Origin of the sequence: Trichococcus collinsii, assembly GCF_900107505.1 — a bacterium.
In the GTDB taxonomy this organism is placed as follows: Bacteria; Bacillota; Bacilli; order Lactobacillales; family Aerococcaceae; genus Trichococcus; species Trichococcus collinsii.
On record NZ_FNQH01000001.1, the window covers coordinates 570,632 to 589,520 of the forward strand.

Sequence of the window (18,889 nt, forward strand, 5' to 3'; positions counted from 1 at the left end):
TCTAACGTTAATTGTTGCCTGAAAGCAACAAAAAAGAACCAGTGGCCACTATTTGGTGGCCACTGGTCCGGATTTATGCTAGTCAGTATAAGAATCCAAGCGTGCATAGGACTGATAACGGTCTTTTGCGGCTAGGAGGCTTTCATCGAAGATCGCCTGTACATGCTCAGCATCATACTGGTTATACAATGAAGAGTAGCGGACCTCTTCCATCAGGAAATCCTGGAAACGTTCAAATTGTGGTTCCTTGGAATCCAACTTGAACGGGTTTTTCCCTTTCAGTTTGTTTTCCGGGTGGAAGCGGTAAAGATGCCAATACCCAACATCCACAGCATCTTTTTCGTGTTCCTGCGATACGGTCAAGCCGCACTTGATGCCGTGGCTGATGCATGGCGAGTAGGCGATGACGATGGAAGGTCCATCGTAGGCTTCCGCCTCGGAGATGACTTTCAGTGTATGCCTAGGGTTTGCGCCCATCGCGATCTGTGCGACATAAACGTATCCGTAATTCATCATCATCATGCCCAAATCTTTTTTACGGACTGGTTTGCCGCCTGAAGCGAACTCGGCGATGGCACCCAGGTTGGATGATTTGGAAACCTGTCCGCCTGTGTTGGAATAGACTTCGGTATCCAGCACGAGGATATTCACATCTTCCCCGCTTGCGAGAACATGGTCGATTCCGCCGAAGCCGATATCATAGGCCCAACCATCTCCGCCGATCATCCAAGTGGAGCGTTTCATCAGATAGTCCTTATAGCCAAGCAAATCGTTTACCGATTGTTGGATAGTCTGATCCGTTGTGTCAGCAGTTTCCAAAGCCTTGATGTACGCTTCGGCTAATTTGCGGGCACTGCTTTTGTCGTTGAAGCCCTCAGTCCAGGCTGTTGCTGCCGTTCTGAGCGAATCGTCGATTTGCAGGTTCAAGAGTTCTCCTGTCAATTCCAGTGTCCGTTGACGCAGTTGTTTCGTCGCATGGTGCATTCCTAAGCCGAATTCCGCATTATCCTCCAATAAGGAATTTGCCCAAGAAGGTCCGCAACCTGCTTCATTTGTCGTATACGGAGTGGAAGGAGCCGATCCGCCGTAGATGGAAGAGCAGCCTGTCGCATTCGCGATCTGCATACGATCACCCACCACTTGGGTAACTAGTTTGATATATGGCGTTTCGCCGCAACCAGCGCAGGCACCTGAAAATTCAAACAACGGTTTTTCGAACTGGCTGCCCTTAACCGTGTTGATGCCGACAGGATTTTCTTTGTGCGGCAGACGGATCATGTAATCCCAGTTATTGTTTTCCTCCAGATGATCCTCGCGGTTTTTCATTTCAATCGCTTTTTTACGTGCCGGACAGGTCAAGACGCAGATGCCGCAGCCCGTGCAGTCGGCAGCGGACACTTGGATTCGGTATTTGTAGTCTTTGTATGGGCGCATCCCGTCCAGGAATTCCATACCTTCAGGGGCATTGGCTGCCTCGTCTTCGGTGGCCAGGAACGGTCGGATAGCGGCATGCGGACAAACGAAAGAGCATTGATTGCACTGGATGCATTCCTCGGGATTCCAGATTGGGATCTGGACGGCGATTTCGCGTTTCTCGTATTGCGTCGTCCCCTGCGGGAAAGTCCCGTCAGCCCGGTCCAAAAAGGCGCTGACAGGCAATTGGTTGCCTTCCATCCGTTCCATCATGTTGGCGATGTTGCGGACAAAATCCGGTTCTCCCTTCAACACTTCCGGCTCATCCTGTGCATCCATCCAGCTATTTGGAATGCTGATTTTTTGGACACCTTCCATGCCGGCGTCGATCGCTTTCTCGTTCATGGAAATGATTGCTTCGCCTTTATGACCGTATGACTTGCGGGCCGCTTCCTTCATGTACTGCATGGCCTCTTCAACAGGTATGACCGGTAGGATTTTGAAGAAAGCCGCTTGACAGATCGTGTTGATCCGCCCACCAAGTCCGATTTCCTTGGCGAGATTGATAGCATCGATCGTATAGAAGTCAACCTTGTTTTCTGCGATGTATCGTTTCATCTTGGCAGGCAACCGCGTTTCAAGATCCTCTGCGCGCCAATTGGTGTTCAGCAGGAAAGTGCCTCCCGGTTTCAGATTCTTCAGCATGTCGTATTTTTTGACGTAGGCGTGGTTGTGGCAAGCCACGAAATCAGCCTTTTCGATCAGATAGGGCTCATGGATTGGTTCCTTGCCGAAGCGCAAATCGGAAATAGTGACACCACCCGATTTTTTCGAATCGTAGGAAAAATAAGCCTGTACGTGCATATCGGTATGATCTCCGATGATTTTGATCGAATTTTTGTTGGCCCCAACTGTCCCGTCGGAACCGAATCCCCAAAATTGCGCCTCGAACGTGCCTTCCTGACGGACGTCGATCTGTTCATCGATCACAAGCGAAAGGTGAGTGACGTCATCGTTGATACCGATCGTGAAGGGGTGCTTCGGTTCCTCCTTCTTCAGGTTTTTGTAGACTGCGAACAGCTGCTCCGGCGTTGTGTCCTTAGAACCCAAGCCATAACGGCCGCCGATGATCATCGGACGGTCAAGGCGATTGTTGAAGGCCGCCACGACATCCAGAAAGAGCGGTTCGCCGATGGAGCCGGCTTCTTTCGTGCGGTCGAGAACCGCAATCCGTTTTACGGAGTCCGGTAAAGCCTTCATAAAGTGCCCAACGCTGAACGGACGGTAAAGATGCACATTGAGGACACCCACTTTTTCCCCTAAGCGGTTCAGGTAATCCGCCGTCTCGCAGGCTGTTTCATACACGGAGCCCATGCAGATGATGACCCGTTCTGCATCCGTAGCACCGTAATAATTGAACAGACGGTAGTCCCGGCCAGTCAACTGGTTCATTTTTTCCATATAGCCTTCGACAATTTCCGGAACAGCATCGTAATACCTGTTGGCGGCTTCCTTAGTCTGGAAAAAGACGTCGGGATTCTGAGCCGTTCCCCGCAATGTCGGATGGTTCGGGCTGAGGCTGCGGTCACGGAAGGCTTTCAAAGCATCCTGATCCAGCATTTCCGCGAGGTCGTCATACGATTGGACCTCGATTTTTTGGATTTCATGCGACGTCCGGAAGCCGTCGAAAAAATGCAGGAATGGCACGCGCCCTTTGATCGCCGCCAAATGGGCTACAGCTGCCAAGTCAGTCGCTTCCTGTACACTGGAGGATGCCAGCATAGCATAGCCCGTCTGTCTGCAGGCCATCACGTCCGAATGGTCGCCGAAGATGGAAAGCGCATGGCCCCCCACCGCACGAGCGGCAACATGAATGACGGAGGGCAACAGTTGCCCAGCCATTTTGTACAGGTCGGGTATCATCAGCAATAATCCTTGCGATGATGTATAGGAACACGCCAAAGCGCCCGCTTGTAGCGCGCCGTGAACAGTGCCCGCTGCTCCGGCCTCGGATTGCATTTGGGTCACTTTCACAGTTTGGCCAAAAATGTTCTTGCGGCCCTCCTGCGCCCAATGGTCGACAGCGTCTGCCATCGGTGAAGAGGGTGTAATGGGATAAATCCCTGAAATTTCAGTAAAAGCGTAAGATGTATAGGCTGCGGCAGTATTGCCATCGACAGTCATATACATTTTCTCGTTAGACATTAAGGATTCCTTCTCTCAAATCGTATAGTTCACATACAGCGGGTTATTTTTCTGATTTTTTCGACCAAGAGTCGCAGAAAATAACGAGCTGGTGCATTCGTGTGATTTCATTATAGCAAAAAAGTAAGTGCTCCGGTACACAAAGAAAGACGTTTCTTTCCGAATTTCCAAAAGCTTAAAGGTTCTTTATGCTTCAATAATCTATTTCATTTTGTATAGTCGTTGAAAATATTTCACTCCTTACCTGGGGGAGTAAGGATAGGAATTTGCCTTCTGACGGTTGCAACACGTCCGAGATCCACCGTTACGATCGCGATATCTTCCTCAAAACCCAGTTGGGTCAGAACGCTTCCCCAAGGATCTACCACCAGCGAATGACCGTAGGCATGGTACCTAAAATCGAGGTCGCGGGCCGGACTGACCCCCACCATGAACAACTGGTTGTCGACTGCGCGAGCTCGGAACAGCAATTCCCAATGCGCCGGACCGGTCGTCATATTGAATGCGCCGGGCACAATGCAGACGAGGGCTCCTTGTTTTTGGAGCAGCTCCCAGTCGGTCTGGAATCGGATGTCAAAGCAGATACCCAAGCCGAAGAGGCCGAATTCGGTCTGAAACACACCCATTCCGTCCCCTGGAGTCAACGTATCGGATTCTCTGAATGCTTGCCCTCCATCGACCTGGATATCGAATAAATGCGTTTTGCTGTAGTCGTGGATTTCGTTGCCTTGGCGATCGAACGTATAGTTCGTGTTGTATATTTTGTTATCTCTGATTTGCGGAATCGATCCTCCAACCACATAGATAGCACTTTCTTTAGCCATCCCCGCGAGCCTTCGGTAAGTTTCTCCACCTTTCGGTTCTGCGTAATCGCTGAAATAGGCGTTATCATAAGGACAATTGAACATTTCCGGGAGCACAGCCATATCCGCGCCACCCTGCGCTGCTTTTCTGACCAATTCCTCAGCACGTTTTAAGTTCGTTTCCTTATCCGCTGTCACCATCATCTGAAGTAAGGCTATTTTCATCCCCGTCACCCTCCTAATCGTTTCTATAAGTATAACGTTTTACTGCCCTAGTGTCACAAAAAGCAGAGACGGCTGGATTGCCCATCTCTGCTTCTAGAAATCTAATAGACAACAACTGGTGTACCAACCGGATAACTGAAATACAATGTCCGGACAGCTTCATACGGTGTGTTGACGCAACCATGCGAACCGTAGTATAGGTAGATATCGCCGCCATAGCCATGCGTCTGCCAAGGCGAATCGTGTAAGCCCACCATATTTCCCACGAACGGTATCCAGAAGCTGACGGGCGAAGCATAGTCCTCGCCGATCAGAACGGATGGCGATTGTTTAAACGGCTGGATATAGAACAAGCCTCGCGGCGTAGCGTTATTGGCCGATGGTTTGCCGGTGATGACCGGCGCTGAAACAAGCATCGTCTCGCCTTTATAGGCCCAAACACTCTGTTGACTCAAGCTTACGATAATATAACTGTTGCCAATGTAGTAATTGACACCAGAATTGCTGCGGAAATATCCGTTGATCACCGTCCAATCCGGACCTTTTGCATAGGTTGGCAAACCTGAAAGGGCCACTTTGTCCACCCAACCGATGTAGCTGCCGTTCAGGGAAATGAGAACATACTGACCGTCAGCGGATTCCCTGATCGCATCGACCTTCTGTCCGACATAGCTGTCCGTACTCGTCCGCCATTGGTAACCAGCATAGCCCCATGGCAAGGTATCGATCGAAAAACCCGCTTTGGCGATTGTCGGTGAATAGCTCACGGAGATTCCCCCCGAAATATTCTGTGCTTGGGATCTGTAGCTGAAATCCCCCAAAGCTTTCTTATCGATCCAGCCTAATTTTTTTCCATTCAGGGAAAGAAGTACATACGATCCGTTGGCTGCTTCTTTCACCGCCTCAAATCGTTGTCCGAGATAGTCGGTTGAAGTGGCCATCTGTTGATAGCCGGGGTAACCCCACGGCAGACTGTCGATCGAATAGCCCGGTGAGGTAATGGCTGCCGTATAAGCAACAACGACTGCAGAGGCGACATCCTGTAGTTTTGGCGGAACGGCGATATCAGTGAGTGCTCGTTTATCAACCCATCCCAATCGGGTCTCGTTGGAAGAAATCAAAACATAGAGGCCGTTCGGCGACTCTTGGACAGCTTGGATGCGTTCTCCGGTATGGTTGCTTGTCGAATCAACTTGCCCATACCCGGCATAACCCCATGGTAAGCTGTCGATGGAAAATCCAGGTGCTGCTATAGTTGCTTTATAATCTACGGGTATTCCCGTTGCCAATTCCTGTACTTTGGGTTGGATATAGATATCTGTCAGTGCCCGTTTATCTATCCAACCCAATCTGTTTCTGTTCAGTACAATCAGCGCATATAGACCGTTGGCTGTCTCCTTGACTGCCTGTACGCTTTGGTTCAAGTAAGCCAAACTTGTTGTCATTTGAGCATACCCGGCATAGCCCCATGGTAAGCTGTCGATGGAAAATCCGGCTGCACCGATCCGGGCGGAATAGTCGACAGTCAACGCTGAAGCAATATCCTGCACTTTAGGCTGACTGTAAATATCCGCCAGAGCGCGCTTGTCAATCCAACCCAACTTTTCTCCATTGAGGGAAATTAGCACATACTGACCATTTGCGGTTTCTTTTTCGGCCTGAATTGTTTGATTCAAATAAGCTGCGCTCGTCGTCATATGCAGGTACCCCGAGTAACCCCAGGGAAGACTATCAATCGAAAAGTTGGCTACGTTAATGCGGGCAGTGTAATCCACGGCAATCGCTGAAGCTAGGTCTTGTACCTTAGGAATGACGACGATATCGGATAAGGCGCGCTTGTCGACCCAGCCCAATTTTTCTCCGTTCAGCACTGCCAATGCGTAAAGACCGTTCTGCGATTCTCTGATCACCTCGATTTTTTGACCTACATAATCCTTCGTCATGTAGCGAAATGCATAGCCTGAGTAACCCCAAGGAAGACTGTCGAGCGTATAGTCCCCTTTGGCAATGACAGCTGTGTAGGAAACGGCAACGTCAGAAGAACTTTCCTTCACTTCGGGTAATATTGTTGCCGATGTAGTCATTTCCATTGCGGATGCAGACTCAAGAGGAGTGGCATCGCTTGGCTGAGGGGCGGCTTCGGTAACATCTGGTATCGATCCGGTCGCCGAAGGGATACCCTCGTTGCTTGCAGGCACCACTTCATCAGATGCTTCCGAAGAGTTATCCGATGGCGCAACCGCTGTAAGGTTCGGTGTTCCAGTCACTGGCTCCTCTGGCAGAACATCGGCAGCTTTGTCTGTGTCCTCATAGAGGATGGATGATTGCTCGATCATATCCGGTAATTCTGTTTGGGACGACTCGCTCCCGATGGTGCTGCTTGCTTTTGCACCGGTAGTTTCCGCAAAAACTGAAGGTGCCGGTGCCGCAGTCAGCATGGCTGCTGACAGACTGCAAACCAAAACGGTACACCATTGAGATTTGACTTTACGCAATTTTTTCATGACTTACCCCACCAATCTATTTAAAATTGCAAAGGCTTACATTTTATACGAAAAAATTTGAGAACGGCAATTCGAAAATCCATTTCATACTTTTATTATATCAATATATTTTATATCTTCAATATATATAATCTAATTTCTGATTTTTATTGAAAAATTGGCTACCGGACATATGAAAAGAGCCGAGCTGAAACCGATCGGGTCCCTGCTCAACTCTTCCTTTCATCTAAAGTACACGAGGACATTATGACAAAGCTGGATCATTCTAAATCGTACTCGTCACTGCTACTGTTGCCGTACCGGTCACTTGCAGCCTGAACGGCTTCTATGCTCTTGTTGTATTTTTCCAGTTTCAGTTGGACTTTACGGAAGACACTGCCTTCCGTGAAATTTCCGTCCGGTTCGCGTTTTCCACAATTCATCCCCGTCAAAAGCTCGATTCCTTCCGAAATAGTTTTAACGGAATAGATATGAAATTTAGCATCCTTCACTGCCTCGATGATTTCCTCCTTCAGCATGAGATCTTCCACATTTTGATTCGGAATAATGACACCGTGTTCTCCGCTCAATCCTTTCGCTTGGCACAGATCGAAAAAGCTTTCGATTTTCTCGGTGGCCCCGCCGATCGGTTGTATTTCACCTTTCTGATTGATGGAACCCGTGACCGCAAGATTCTGTCTCAGTGGCACATCAGCAAGGCTGGACAGGAGTGCATAAAGTTCAGCACTTGAGGCACTGTCCCCGTCGACTCCGCCGTAATTCTGTTCAAAAGTCAACTGGGCACTCACTGCCAGCGGTTTTTCCTGAGCAAACTGCCCACCTAGAAAGCCTGCCAATGTCAGTACCCCTTTTGAATGGCTGCTGCCACTCATTTTGGTTTCGCGCTCAATGTTTGTCACGCCATTCGAACCGATATAGGTACGAGCTGTGATTCGCGTCGGATGGCCAAAAGCATATTCTTCGGTCTGGATGACTGAAAGGCCGTTCACTTGGCCAACAACCGAATCCTGAACATCAATCATGATTTTGTTCTTCAATAACATTTCCTGGAATTTTTCTTCGATCATATTTGCCCTGTATTTCCTGTCTGCCAGCGCTTTTTTCACGTGACCCTCAGAAACGATCGTTGCGCCTTCGTATTTGGCGATGGCACTAGATTCATGGACAATTTCAGTGATTTCGTTGAATTGCGTGGACAATTTGGCCTGATTGCCGGCAAGCCGTGATCCGTACTCAATGATTTTACCTAAGCCGCTTCGGTCAAAATGTAGGATTCCTGTCTGCTCGCAGATTGAGCTAATAAATGAGACATATTTTCTGATATTCTCTCCATTGCGGTCCATACTGATATCGAAATCGACTTTTACTTTGAAGAGCTTCCTGAAATCTTCATCATAGGTCAATATTTTGTAAAATATCGGACTCCCGATCAAAATGATTTTGACGTTCAAGGGAATCGTTTCCGGTTTCAGTGTCAAAGTCGGCACGTAGCGGTATTGTTCCCCGATATTTTCAATCAGTGCTTGTTGATGTTTCAATACTTTTTTCAGGGCATCCCACATGAATGGATCAAACAGGACATCTTTTGCCTGCAGCACCAGATACCCGCCGTTTGCCTGATGGATGGCGCCTGCTTTCACCATTGTGAAGTCAGTCGTAGTGAACATAAATTGGTTTTTGTATTCTATTTTCCCGAAGATATTGTAATAGTTCGTAAAAGGTTCGATGATCGCTGGGGCACCTTTGCTGTTTTCATTGTTCACAAAGAGATTGACTTTGTATTTTATGAAGGGGTCACCATCGTTTTCCGGTAGCTGGAAAGGATTTTGCGCTTGTGGTGCATCAGCCAATCGGAAGATGAGATTGTTTTCGGTAATGTCCGTCAGCACCTTATCGAGGTAATCCAAGATTTTTTCTGAATAAGCGTACTTTTCTTTCAATCTGGCGATGGGAGGCTCCGTTGCAAACTGGGTTATCTGCCTGTCCAATTCCTTGAGCTGTTTGTCAGCCTCTTTTTCGAGTGCGCGGGAACCGCGGATGATTTCATCCAGGCGCTTTTCAAGCTTGTAGGTATTTTCATCAATGGTTTTGCGTTCTTCTGCCGAAAGAACTTTATATTCTTCCGGGGAAAGCTGCTTGCCGTCTTTGATCGGTATCAAAGCCACGCGGCCGGGTGCTTGCCGGACGACGAATCCAGCTTTGAAAGCCTCCTGTTCGATGCTCCGAAAAACAGCATCCACTTTCTCCTGAACCACTTGAATGATGGTGCCTTTCTGTTGATCATAATCACTGCTCTCGAATGTTTTCGGAATGAGGCTGCGCATGTCTTCTACGAACTCGGTCATGTCATTGCGGAATATTTTGCCTTGTCCTGCAGGTAGAGACACTGCGATTGGTTTGTCCCGATCGGTAAAATTGTAGATATAGCACCAATCATCGGGCGTGTTGCCTTTCTCGGCCAAACTGGACACTACGGTCTGGACGTAGGTGCTCTTTCCTGTTCCTGGTGGGCCGGAAACGAAAATATTGTAGCCAGGCACTGTCATTCCCAACCCGAAGTCCATCGATTTCACGGCCCGATCCTGACCGATGATGCCTTGCAAGGGAGGGACATCCCTGGATGATTCGCAAAAATTTAGTTCGCCGGTATGCAGATAACTCCAACGCAGCTTCTCGAACGGAATACGGTATTTTTCTTCAATCGACATGCAAAGGACTCCTTTACTGTTGGATTGCGCTGTTTGTGCCGACAAATATATATCCGGACACCAAATTCGTAAGCGCTATCATTCCTCTACTCTATTGTATAACAATTTTGATGAGATGTGGAATTTTTTCCTTTTTGATTTGATTGTTACACTAATTATTATTACGCAAAAATTATCATCAACCACTTTTCACGCATGGATTGCTGCGCTATACTGATTTAATAGGACGGAGGGACTCACGAGCATGCATTTTACTTTTAACACCAAATTTACAGTTTTATGCCTCTGGATGGGTGTCATTTTTCTCCTGTCGCATCAAAATGGTCAGGATTCATCCGAAACAAGCGGCATCCTTTTGGAATTACTGAAATTTATTGGGATTGGACCCGGCAGTTCCGTTCAGGGTGCACTCAGTTACCTGATCCGTAAGGCAGGCCATTTCAGCGAATACTTGATTTTGGCGATTTTATTTTTACGTTATCGAAAACAACAAGGATCGTCGGGAAAATCAGTTTTTTATGCGTTTCTGTTTGTATTTCTGTATGCCTCTTCGGACGAATTCCATCAATCCTTCATTCCGGGAAGAGGTCCGGCCTTTTCCGACGTATTGATCGATACAGCAGGCGGACTGACCGGCATCATGCTTTACGAATGGAAGCAGAGAATGATGGAGCGTCAAAATCCGATTTACTGCAAAAAATAAACAGGCATCCGTCTTTCTGATGGATGCCTGTTTTAAAATTATAGGAGCTTTATACCGCTGAGCTAGTCGACCGCGTCTTTGGGCTCGTTGAAGACATAGACGTTCAAATCGACTGAATCATCGTTGACACTTTTTGCCATGATGTGCAGCCCTTCGCAGATTAATTCATCATCTTGGAAGAGTGGTGTCACACGATAGCGGACGGTGGTGCCTGCTTGAATCGCTTCACTCACAATGAATTCCGAGGCGAAATACATTGCCGGATAGTTCGCGTTTCGGTACAACGTTACCAAATTGCGCCAGTCCTCACCACTTCCTCCGAGAACATCCGCCAGCAAATGACCGCGATTCAACTGTTTTGGATTCGAATCATTTTGATTGCTTTTCGACCAGCCGGTCGGCAGAATGCTGCTGTTTGCATCGGTTCCCGTCTGATACATTTCCAGTGTGATCATGGCGTTCACTGTGGTTACTCGGTTCAGCTCATCCAAATCGCCGTAACTGATCCAGCCTTCCTCATCAAAGTGCAATTCTGAATCATCAAAGGTACTCTTTCCACCATTTATTTCAATTGTATCCGTACCTGTATATTGAGGCGCATCATCCGTGGACAGGATTACTGAAGTAGTGATTGTAACATCCTGGTTTGAAGTCGGATTGACGTCTTCCTGTATCTCTATCCAGGTAAGGATGAGAAAACATGCAAACAACAACAGCAGCCGCAATAGTTTGTGCTTACCTGAAGTTTTTCTTTTTGCCATTTCTTCCCCCCATTGTTAAGAATTGTAACATCGTTCAGTATGGATAAAGAACGGCTTCATTCATTGAACGCATTCCTTCATTCTATCAGGCAACCATTGGGAGTGCAAACCAAATTCTAGTGACAAGCGAACACATTCCCTTTTACTTTTATAGTCCTTTATTTTTATAAAAAACGACTCTTCTGTATGGAAGAGTCGTTTGTGCACTATTATTCAGTTGCGGGTTCATTTTTGACACTCGCCCGGATATCGAATTTCCCGATTGGATCCGGTCCACGCATGACTTCCCGTTTGATCTGGAGCAGGCCGTCCTCATTCACGCGCGTTTTCCATCTGACCAATTGGATCTGGCCACCGGTAATCTCGATGGCGGTGATGCTTGTTGGATAGATGCAGCAACCCGAATTGAAGTAAGGCAAATCTTTGGTCTTAGGATATTTGAAGCGGTGCGTATGGCCACAGATCAGCATTTTTTCATGCTTCTGGATCCACTTCACGTAGTTTTTTTCAATTTTGTGCCGTTTGTTCATATTTTTCACGGGACTTGTCGGGCTCTTGACGCCGAATGCGTGCAGGAACCGCCAAAAGTACTTTAAGGAAAGCATCGTTGGATACCAAAGTTGATCATTAGGCAGATCGCCCTGCATCCCATGAACGACGAATATTTCCTGCTTCGTCTTCCGGTCCTTCAAAACCAATGCTTCGATTGGTCGGATCCCAGGGAGAAAATCATAGAAAAACTCGGTATACTCATCGTAGTTCCGGAAGTAATTTCGTTCCACATACCATTGATTTTTCAGAAAGATATTATGGTTCCCGTAAATCATGATCAGACGTTTTTCGTCATAAAAACGTTTCAGGATAGCAAATACCTCAGGATGGGCATTTTTGATGTGCTTAAACTCGTGGTGTTCCCACAGTTCATCACCGTCCCCGTTTTCAACGTATATGAATTCGTTCTTATAATAGTATTCCATCGCGTACAAAAAAATGTTTTTATTCCGTGAGAATTCATCTGATAAGCTCCCATCGCCTCTATGACAGTCACTCAAAAAAACATAATTGGATGTATCATCGATGTATTCAACCCTCGCTTTTTCATATGCCTCCGTAAGCCGTTTATCCGTAAACATGCACTTCACCTCATCTCATCTCATTAATCAAGTTAACTCTATTATAGTTCTCTAAGGTCAGAAGTGCTACTATTTAAAGTAAACAGTAGGATGACCAAAAAGACCATCCCGAAACCAACGATGTAAAAATAAGTGAGATGGGCTGAGATTGGGATACCTTGCTTGAAGCATCCACGGTAATTTGACCTTCTTCGATCAGGAAATCCATGCGAAGATTTGCGAAAAAAAAGTAGCAAAACATACACAAATAAAAGCTGTAACCAAATCTGCCACACAAAAAAAGTACCCCAACCACAGCAGGAGCGATTCCTGTAGGTAGTTGGGGTACTATCATTATTCGGTATATTGCTAAATTTGAAACACTGGTGTGGAAAGGTATCTTTCGCCGTTGTCCGGTGCGATCGTCACTACCGACTTGCCTGCACCAAGTTGACCAGCCAAGGCGATGGCGCCTGCCACTGCCGCACCGCTGGAGATGCCGACAAGAATGCCTTCCTCTTTGGCTAATCTGCGCGTCATTTCGAAAGCTTCTTCACTGGAAACCTGGAACACGCCGTCGAATACAGCCGTGTCCAATACCTGAGGAATGAAGCCGGTACCGATTCCTTGGATCTTATGCGGTCCTTTTTGGCCTCCGCTCAATACCGCTGATTCGGAAGGTTCCAAGGCATAGATGCCGACATCCGGATTCGCTTTTCGTAAGGCTCTCCCTACCCCTGTTATCGTTCCGCCCGTTCCGACAGCCGACAGGAAGGCATCAGGGCCTACACCGTCGAAAGCCGCAATGATTTCCGGACCGGTTGTCGTTTCATGGATAGCTGGATTGGCTGGATTTTCAAACTGCAATGGCAGAAAATGGCCAGGCTGTTCCGCAATTTCTCTGGCTTTCGCGATTGCTGTAGGCATCCCCTCAGCACCGGGAGTCAACACAAGTTCGGCTCCATAGGCCGAAAGCAACAGACGTCGCTCGATGCTCATAGTATCCGGCATCACAAAGATAGCTTTATAGCCTTTCGCCGCCGCCAACATCGCCAATCCTACGCCGGTATTGCCGCTTGTCGGCTCAACGATCGTGTCGCCCGGTTTTAAGATTCCCTCTTTTTCCGCTGTCGCGATCATATTCAAAGCGATGCGATCCTTTATGCTGCCGCCGACATTGAACGCCTCTAATTTCAAATAGACATCGGCAAAGCCTTCCGGCACGACTTTGCTTAATTTAATGATCGGTGTATCTCCGATCAACTCTGCTACTGATGTTACGATTTTAGCCATGTTAAATTCCCCCGTTAAGTTTGTTATGTACGATTGTATGTGCCAAAATTCGAGAATGACCTTACTTCTCGTACTTTGGGTGATGAGGATAGCATAACACGCTAATGCTTCTGCGAAAATCAGGCATAAACGAACAAGGGTGATCGATTTTCCCGATCACCCTTCAAATTCAATTATCGCTGGTATCCTGTTTATGCCCCATCAATCGATCTATCGCTTCTTTTGCTTGTTTGTAACGGGCGAAATAACTGAACTCGTCTTTATCGCCGATGCCTTTTGCATCCAACATGACAACTTTATCCAAATTTCCGCTTCTTCCGATTTCCTCCAACATCATCTCGTGGATGGTCGTCAAAAAGGTATCCTCCGAAAATTCCATATTGCGGTAACCATCGTCGACATATTTCAGAGTCGGTGGTACAACCAGGATCAAATCCCATAATTGGCGCGCAATGAAGGCGTTGGCCGATTGCTCCACTATCGCATATTCTTCCGAAGTGATCGCATAGTCCACGTCCTTAGCTCCAAGGCGTGCGTAGACTTTTGTGACCATTACATCCGTGTCTAGAATTGCCATCCCTTGGCTGGCTGGATCTGCGATTGTGTCACGGTTCAGCTGGAACTGACCCGTGACCAACCGCTGGTAATCCATGCCATCCAGCTCGAAATCATTCACATTCGATTCCTCTTGATACTGGCGTGAATATTCGAAACTGTAGGGACAGGAATACAGTTTCGCCAAATCCTTGACCAGTGTCGTTTTCCCGCCGCTCGGAGCGCCCAAAACCAGCACTTTTTTCGTGAATGCGCGCCGGAAAGGCAAAGCGATAGCATTAAAATAGCGCAAGGCATCAGTGCGGATATTCAGGCCGGTGACCGGGTAAAGTGTGGTGTCCACCAAATGGACTTCTTCCGCGGATTCACTCGCCAAAGCCTCAGCCTGTGCTATTTTCCCGGTATACCAGATTTTTTGCGCATCGCTGTGCTGAAGCGAATCAGCTATCTTGAGGTTGATGATTTCCAACCAGGACTTCCACTCGATTTCCTTTTGCGGAATGGCTTGGCCGGCTGCCATCACGACATAAATCTGGTTATCATCCGCAAATAATTCGCGCATATAGCGGAATCTTCTGTAGACATCCAGACCGAATGGCTCACCGAAATCGCCCTCCTGACCGCAGACGATCACGACGCAACCGTCATTCTCCTTCTTGGCCTGCATGATGACTTCCAAATGGCCGATATGGCATGGCGCGAAGGCTCCGAAAACGATGCCGATCCGGCTGCCGCTTAATTTATCCTTGTACAGATTCCCCATCTCAATTCTCCCTTCTGCAGGACATATTCTCTACGGTACGCATCCTACCTTTTACATACATTCTACAACTTCCTCACCGCAGCGTATAGCACGAAGGGTTTTTTCAAGATAGGGTATTCGGATACCGGATTGACTCGACAAAAAAACAAGCGGTCAGATCATGTGATCTTTGCGCCTGCTTGCTTATCGTCGGACCAGAACAGCCTGATAGCCGCTGTCATTGATGGATTTTTTTGTCGTATCACCAATCGCGTAGAAAACGAACGGCATTTTTTCGGTTTTGTTGTAGACCGAAAGGAATCTTTTCCATGCCGAAGGGCTGGCAAAGTAAACAGCGGATAGATTCCCCCAGTTGAGCAGCTCCACCAATTCCGCTTTGCGTTCGTCCGGGAAAATATTTTGGTACAGGACCGATCCAGTTACATCGTTTTCGATCCCGAGAAGTTCCTCGATATAGTCATCTGCGAGTTGGCTCTTAGGGTAGAAAATCGATGTTCCCGATGGAAAGCGTTCCTGCCAGGCGGAAACAAACTGTTTTTTTGTTTCCTCTGGGCTGACGAAAGCCACTTTAAATCCGCATGATTGGACCATTTTACCGGTTTTCTTGCCGATAACGGCAATCAATGGGTGATGTCCCTTTTCGATGACGGCCAGAACACTTGCCACAGGCGCTTGACTCGTGAAGAAAAGCCACTCAGCTGCATTAATTTTTCTTTTGATGGCTTCCGTTATCGGCAACGGTTTAATTTCACATAGGGGGATTTCATAAAACCGTCCGAACCCTTGCGCACGGAACCGAATCTGATCTTCCGCATTCATGTTCAACGGCCTTGTCAAAAGTATCGCCTTCGTCATGGCAACAATTCGTCTGCAGCCGTTTCCGCCAGTTTCAACGGATCATCCCCGATATAACGTCTCGTGACTCCAGGTTCGTCGATCGAACCAGCCAAAAACGCCAAAAATTCCCATTTTCCATCATCCAATCGATGCGCATAGCCGCCTATCGGCATGTCGCAATTGCCATTTGCGCGATGCAGGAAGGAACGCTCCGTAAGACAGGCCAATGAAGCTGCTTCATCATTGATGCCACTAAGCAGCTCAATCAGTTGCTTGTCATCCTCACGACATTGGACAGCCATGATCCCTTGTCCAATCGCTGGAACACAGACTTCCGGTTCAAGCATGAGCGTATGCAGCCCCTTAAGATAGTCCATCCTTTCAAGCCCGGCTGCTGCCAGGACTATGCCGTCTAATCCTTCTTCCTTCATCTTAAGGAGGCGGGTCTCGATATTGCCGCGGATCGGCACAAACGACATGTTCGGATATGCTGACTTCAATTGGTTGATCCGGCGCACACTGCTCGTGCCTATAACCAAAGGCCCTGTTGTCCCCGAGAAGGGTTTCTCGTCGTTCCAGATCAAGCAATCGAGCGGATTAGCCCTCTTAGGTGTGGCGACGATGGTCAATCCTTCCGGTAACCGGGCTGGCACATCCTTGAGGCTGTGCACAGCAAAATCGATTGTCTTATCCAACAATTGGGCCTCGACTTCCTTCACGAATACGCCTTTTCCCCCGATTTGCGTCAAGGGCACATGCACCAGCCTGTCCCCTTTGGTGGTGATGCCGACCACCTCTACAGTCACCGCGGGGTCCACTCTTTTCAGAGCCTCAATGACCAGTTCGGTTTGTTTCAGGGCCAACGCACTGCTGCGCGTCCCAACTCTTAGTGTCTTCATGCAGCGACCTCCCTTCTTTCACTATTATAGAGGACTTTCGCTTGTAATCAAACGGATATCTTTACTTCTGCATACCGATTCTGTATGCCATGAAATAAAGCCCGCCCATGAAGAAACCGCCTCCTACCAGATTTCCGATCCAGACGATGCTGATGTTCAGCATAAATTCCTCCCAAGTCGCCCCTCCGGCAAAAATCCCTGCCGGAATCAAGAACATGTTTGCGACGACATGCTGATATCCAGCGATAACAAAAGCCATGATCGGCAGAAACGTACCGAAGATTTTCCCGATGAAATCCTTGGCTGCATAGTTCATGTAAACGCCTGTGCAGACCAAAATATTGCAGGCAACCGAAGAAAAGAACAATTGAACGGGTGCCACATCGATACGACCTCTGGCGACAGCAATCGTCCTATCGATAAACGCTCCTTGCAGTGTTCCGGACAAATAGCCGAAGAAGTAAGCTACAAAAAGGGCTCCGATCAAGTTGAACAATGTAATGACCGCCATGTTCTTCAACCATGATTTTCCGGATATTTCTTTTGCGAACAAAGCAAGTGATACGGATAACATATTCCCTGTCACCAATTCACCGCCGACCAACAGCAGGCAGATGAGTCCGACCGGGAAAACCATTGCCCCCAATAAGTTGACGAGCGTACCCCACTCAGCTGGCATTGATCCCATTGTGCGGATCATGGCAACGCCCGCCAGTCCTATGAAGACGCCGGCCATGATACCCAATGCAGCCATCGTCATGATACTGTAATCGGCTTTATGTTTGCCTCTTAGAATGGCTTCTTCTAATAATTCTTTTGGGCTCAATGCTCCCATAATGGCTTCACCTTTTCCGCTTCATATATTTTTTTTGCTGCTGCATCATCAAAGATGATGCTATCGAAATGCTGTTCCGCCAAGTAGTGGCGGTTTACAGCATCAAAGCGCCTGTCCCGCCCTGCGCCTACTTGCATCCACCAGACATCCGCGCCCTTTTGAGTCTGTTCGAGCAATGCCTCCATAACCGGTTTCCGGGTTGAGACGTACAGCTTAGAGTCGCCTCTTTCAGGCAAGTCAGAAAACCAGTCGAAGCGTTCCCCGGCGTGGACGACTTCGCCCAGGATGATCATGGCCGGATTCTCGATTTTGGTTTCGCTGATTTTTTGTCTGATGTCTGCAAGCGTTCCTTGTATTTTCGACTGTCTGCCGTATGTCCCCCATTGGGTTATCAGGATGGGCATTTCCATGTTTTGACCCTGTTCCAAGGCTGCCGCCACGAATCGATCGAGCGCCTCCACACCCATATAAAGGCAGACTGTCTGGCCATTCAATAATTGTTGGAAAGTGTTTTTCTCGTTATCGATAAGTCTGCCTGTCGTAAAAGTCACCGAAGTGGCAATGCCTCTTTGCGTCAGCGAAATCCCGCTATAGCTGGCTGTACCACTGGCGGCAGTGATTCCTGGAGTGATGTCGAAACGGATACCCGCCTCTTGGCATGCTTTCAATTCTTCCGTTAGACGTCCGAAGATGGCTGGATCGCCTCCTTTCAGACGTACAATAGAATCATGTATTGCGGCGGTTTCGATCAGTTTCGCATTGATTTCTGCTTGCTTAATCGATTTCCGATCAGGTGTTTTGCCGACATAGATGAAGAGGCAATCCTCCTTGCAATGAAAGAGCAACAATGGATTAACCAACCGGTCATAGATGACCGCATCGGCGCACTGCAGCAGCCGCACACCTTTTGCAGTCATCAATTCCGGATCGCCCGGTCCGGCACCTACGAAATGGATCATAAGGAAGCACCCTTCAGGTAAATGTCCCCGTCTTCAATCAACAACTCATATACCTTCAATTGGCCTTCATCAGGGTCCTGGATACACCCGTCAATCAAGGATATTTTATAATCCCGCATCGGTTCATAGAGGTATTCACCTGATACGGTCCCCTCCAGAACAGGTCCGTCAGTCAATCGACAAAAATCTTCGATGGCCGTGATGCGTCCGTCGGATAGTTGGAAAAGAGCAATCTTTTTGTTTCCGATTGATACGGATCGTCCAATCTGCGGAAGCAAAGTATTTTTTGTGGTTAAAAATATTTTTTCTGTCAT

14 protein-coding genes are annotated in these 18,889 nt (G+C 47.9%); 1 reads left to right on the top strand and 13 read right to left on the bottom strand.

Annotated features, from left to right (window positions below):
- Positions 1–78 precede the first annotated feature (78 nt).
- From nifJ to BLV66_RS02685, 4 genes are all read right to left on the bottom strand, one after another.
- Positions 79–3,618, bottom strand: coding sequence for a pyruvate:ferredoxin (flavodoxin) oxidoreductase (gene nifJ, locus BLV66_RS02670; RefSeq protein WP_086984836.1), 3,540 nt, complete (start codon positions 3,616–3,618; stop codon positions 79–81).
- A 233-nt stretch (positions 3,619–3,851) separates the two neighbouring features.
- A complete protein-coding gene (locus tag BLV66_RS02675) occupies positions 3,852–4,646 on the bottom strand; it encodes a carbon-nitrogen hydrolase family protein (RefSeq protein WP_218131787.1) in 795 nt (264 codons plus the stop codon).
- Positions 4,647–4,747: 101 nt separating this feature from the next.
- Positions 4,748–7,150, bottom strand: coding sequence for a GW dipeptide domain-containing protein (locus tag BLV66_RS02680; protein WP_086984832.1), 2,403 nt, complete (start codon positions 7,148–7,150; stop codon positions 4,748–4,750).
- A 260-nt stretch (positions 7,151–7,410) separates the two neighbouring features.
- Positions 7,411–9,858 (bottom strand): ATP-binding protein, encoded by a 2,448-nt coding sequence (locus BLV66_RS02685; protein WP_086984830.1) that lies wholly within the window; start codon positions 9,856–9,858, stop codon positions 7,411–7,413.
- A 244-nt stretch (positions 9,859–10,102) separates the two neighbouring features.
- On the opposite strand from BLV66_RS02685, the gene BLV66_RS02690 reads away from it, so the two are divergent.
- Positions 10,103–10,561 (top strand): VanZ family protein, encoded by a 459-nt coding sequence (locus BLV66_RS02690; RefSeq protein ID WP_086984828.1) that lies wholly within the window; start codon positions 10,103–10,105, stop codon positions 10,559–10,561.
- Positions 10,562–10,623: 62 nt separating this feature from the next.
- Here the strand turns inward: BLV66_RS02690 and BLV66_RS02695 are convergent, their stop codons facing one another.
- From BLV66_RS02695 to BLV66_RS02735, 9 genes are all read right to left on the bottom strand, one after another.
- The gene (locus BLV66_RS02695) at positions 10,624–11,322 is read right to left on the bottom strand and encodes a DNA/RNA non-specific endonuclease (protein ID WP_086984827.1); all 699 of its coding nucleotides are present in this window, start codon (positions 11,320–11,322) and stop codon (positions 10,624–10,626) included.
- 209 nt (positions 11,323–11,531) lie between these two features.
- Positions 11,532–12,455 (bottom strand): metallophosphoesterase, encoded by a 924-nt coding sequence (locus BLV66_RS02700; protein ID WP_086984825.1) that lies wholly within the window; start codon positions 12,453–12,455, stop codon positions 11,532–11,534.
- Between the two features lie 348 nt (positions 12,456–12,803).
- Positions 12,804–13,727 (bottom strand): cysteine synthase A, encoded by a 924-nt coding sequence (gene cysK / locus BLV66_RS02705; protein WP_086984823.1) that lies wholly within the window; start codon positions 13,725–13,727, stop codon positions 12,804–12,806.
- Positions 13,728–13,896: 169 nt separating this feature from the next.
- Positions 13,897–15,045 carry an AAA family ATPase gene (locus tag BLV66_RS02710; RefSeq protein ID WP_086984821.1) on the bottom strand — a complete coding sequence of 383 codons (1,149 nt, stop codon included), beginning with the start codon at positions 15,043–15,045 and terminating at the stop codon, positions 13,897–13,899.
- A 183-nt stretch (positions 15,046–15,228) separates the two neighbouring features.
- Positions 15,229–15,900 carry a uroporphyrinogen-III synthase gene (locus tag BLV66_RS02715; RefSeq protein WP_086984819.1) on the bottom strand — a complete coding sequence of 224 codons (672 nt, stop codon included), beginning with the start codon at positions 15,898–15,900 and terminating at the stop codon, positions 15,229–15,231.
- Entirely contained in the window at positions 15,897–16,781 is an 885-nt protein-coding gene (gene hemC / locus BLV66_RS02720; RefSeq protein ID WP_086984817.1) for a hydroxymethylbilane synthase, read from the bottom strand. The genes BLV66_RS02715 and hemC overlap by 4 nt, the downstream gene beginning before the upstream one ends.
- A gap of 61 nt (positions 16,782–16,842) precedes the next feature.
- Positions 16,843–17,616, bottom strand: coding sequence for a formate/nitrite transporter family protein (locus tag BLV66_RS02725; protein ID WP_086984815.1), 774 nt, complete (start codon positions 17,614–17,616; stop codon positions 16,843–16,845).
- Complete coding sequence (gene cobA / locus BLV66_RS02730; RefSeq protein ID WP_086984813.1) at positions 17,604–18,575, bottom strand: uroporphyrinogen-III C-methyltransferase; 972 nt, start codon at positions 18,573–18,575, stop codon at positions 17,604–17,606. The genes BLV66_RS02725 and cobA overlap by 13 nt, the downstream gene beginning before the upstream one ends.
- The gene (locus BLV66_RS02735; protein ID WP_086984811.1) at positions 18,572–18,889 is read right to left on the bottom strand and encodes a nitrite reductase (NAD(P)H) small subunit; all 318 of its coding nucleotides are present in this window, start codon (positions 18,887–18,889) and stop codon (positions 18,572–18,574) included. The genes cobA and BLV66_RS02735 overlap by 4 nt, the downstream gene beginning before the upstream one ends.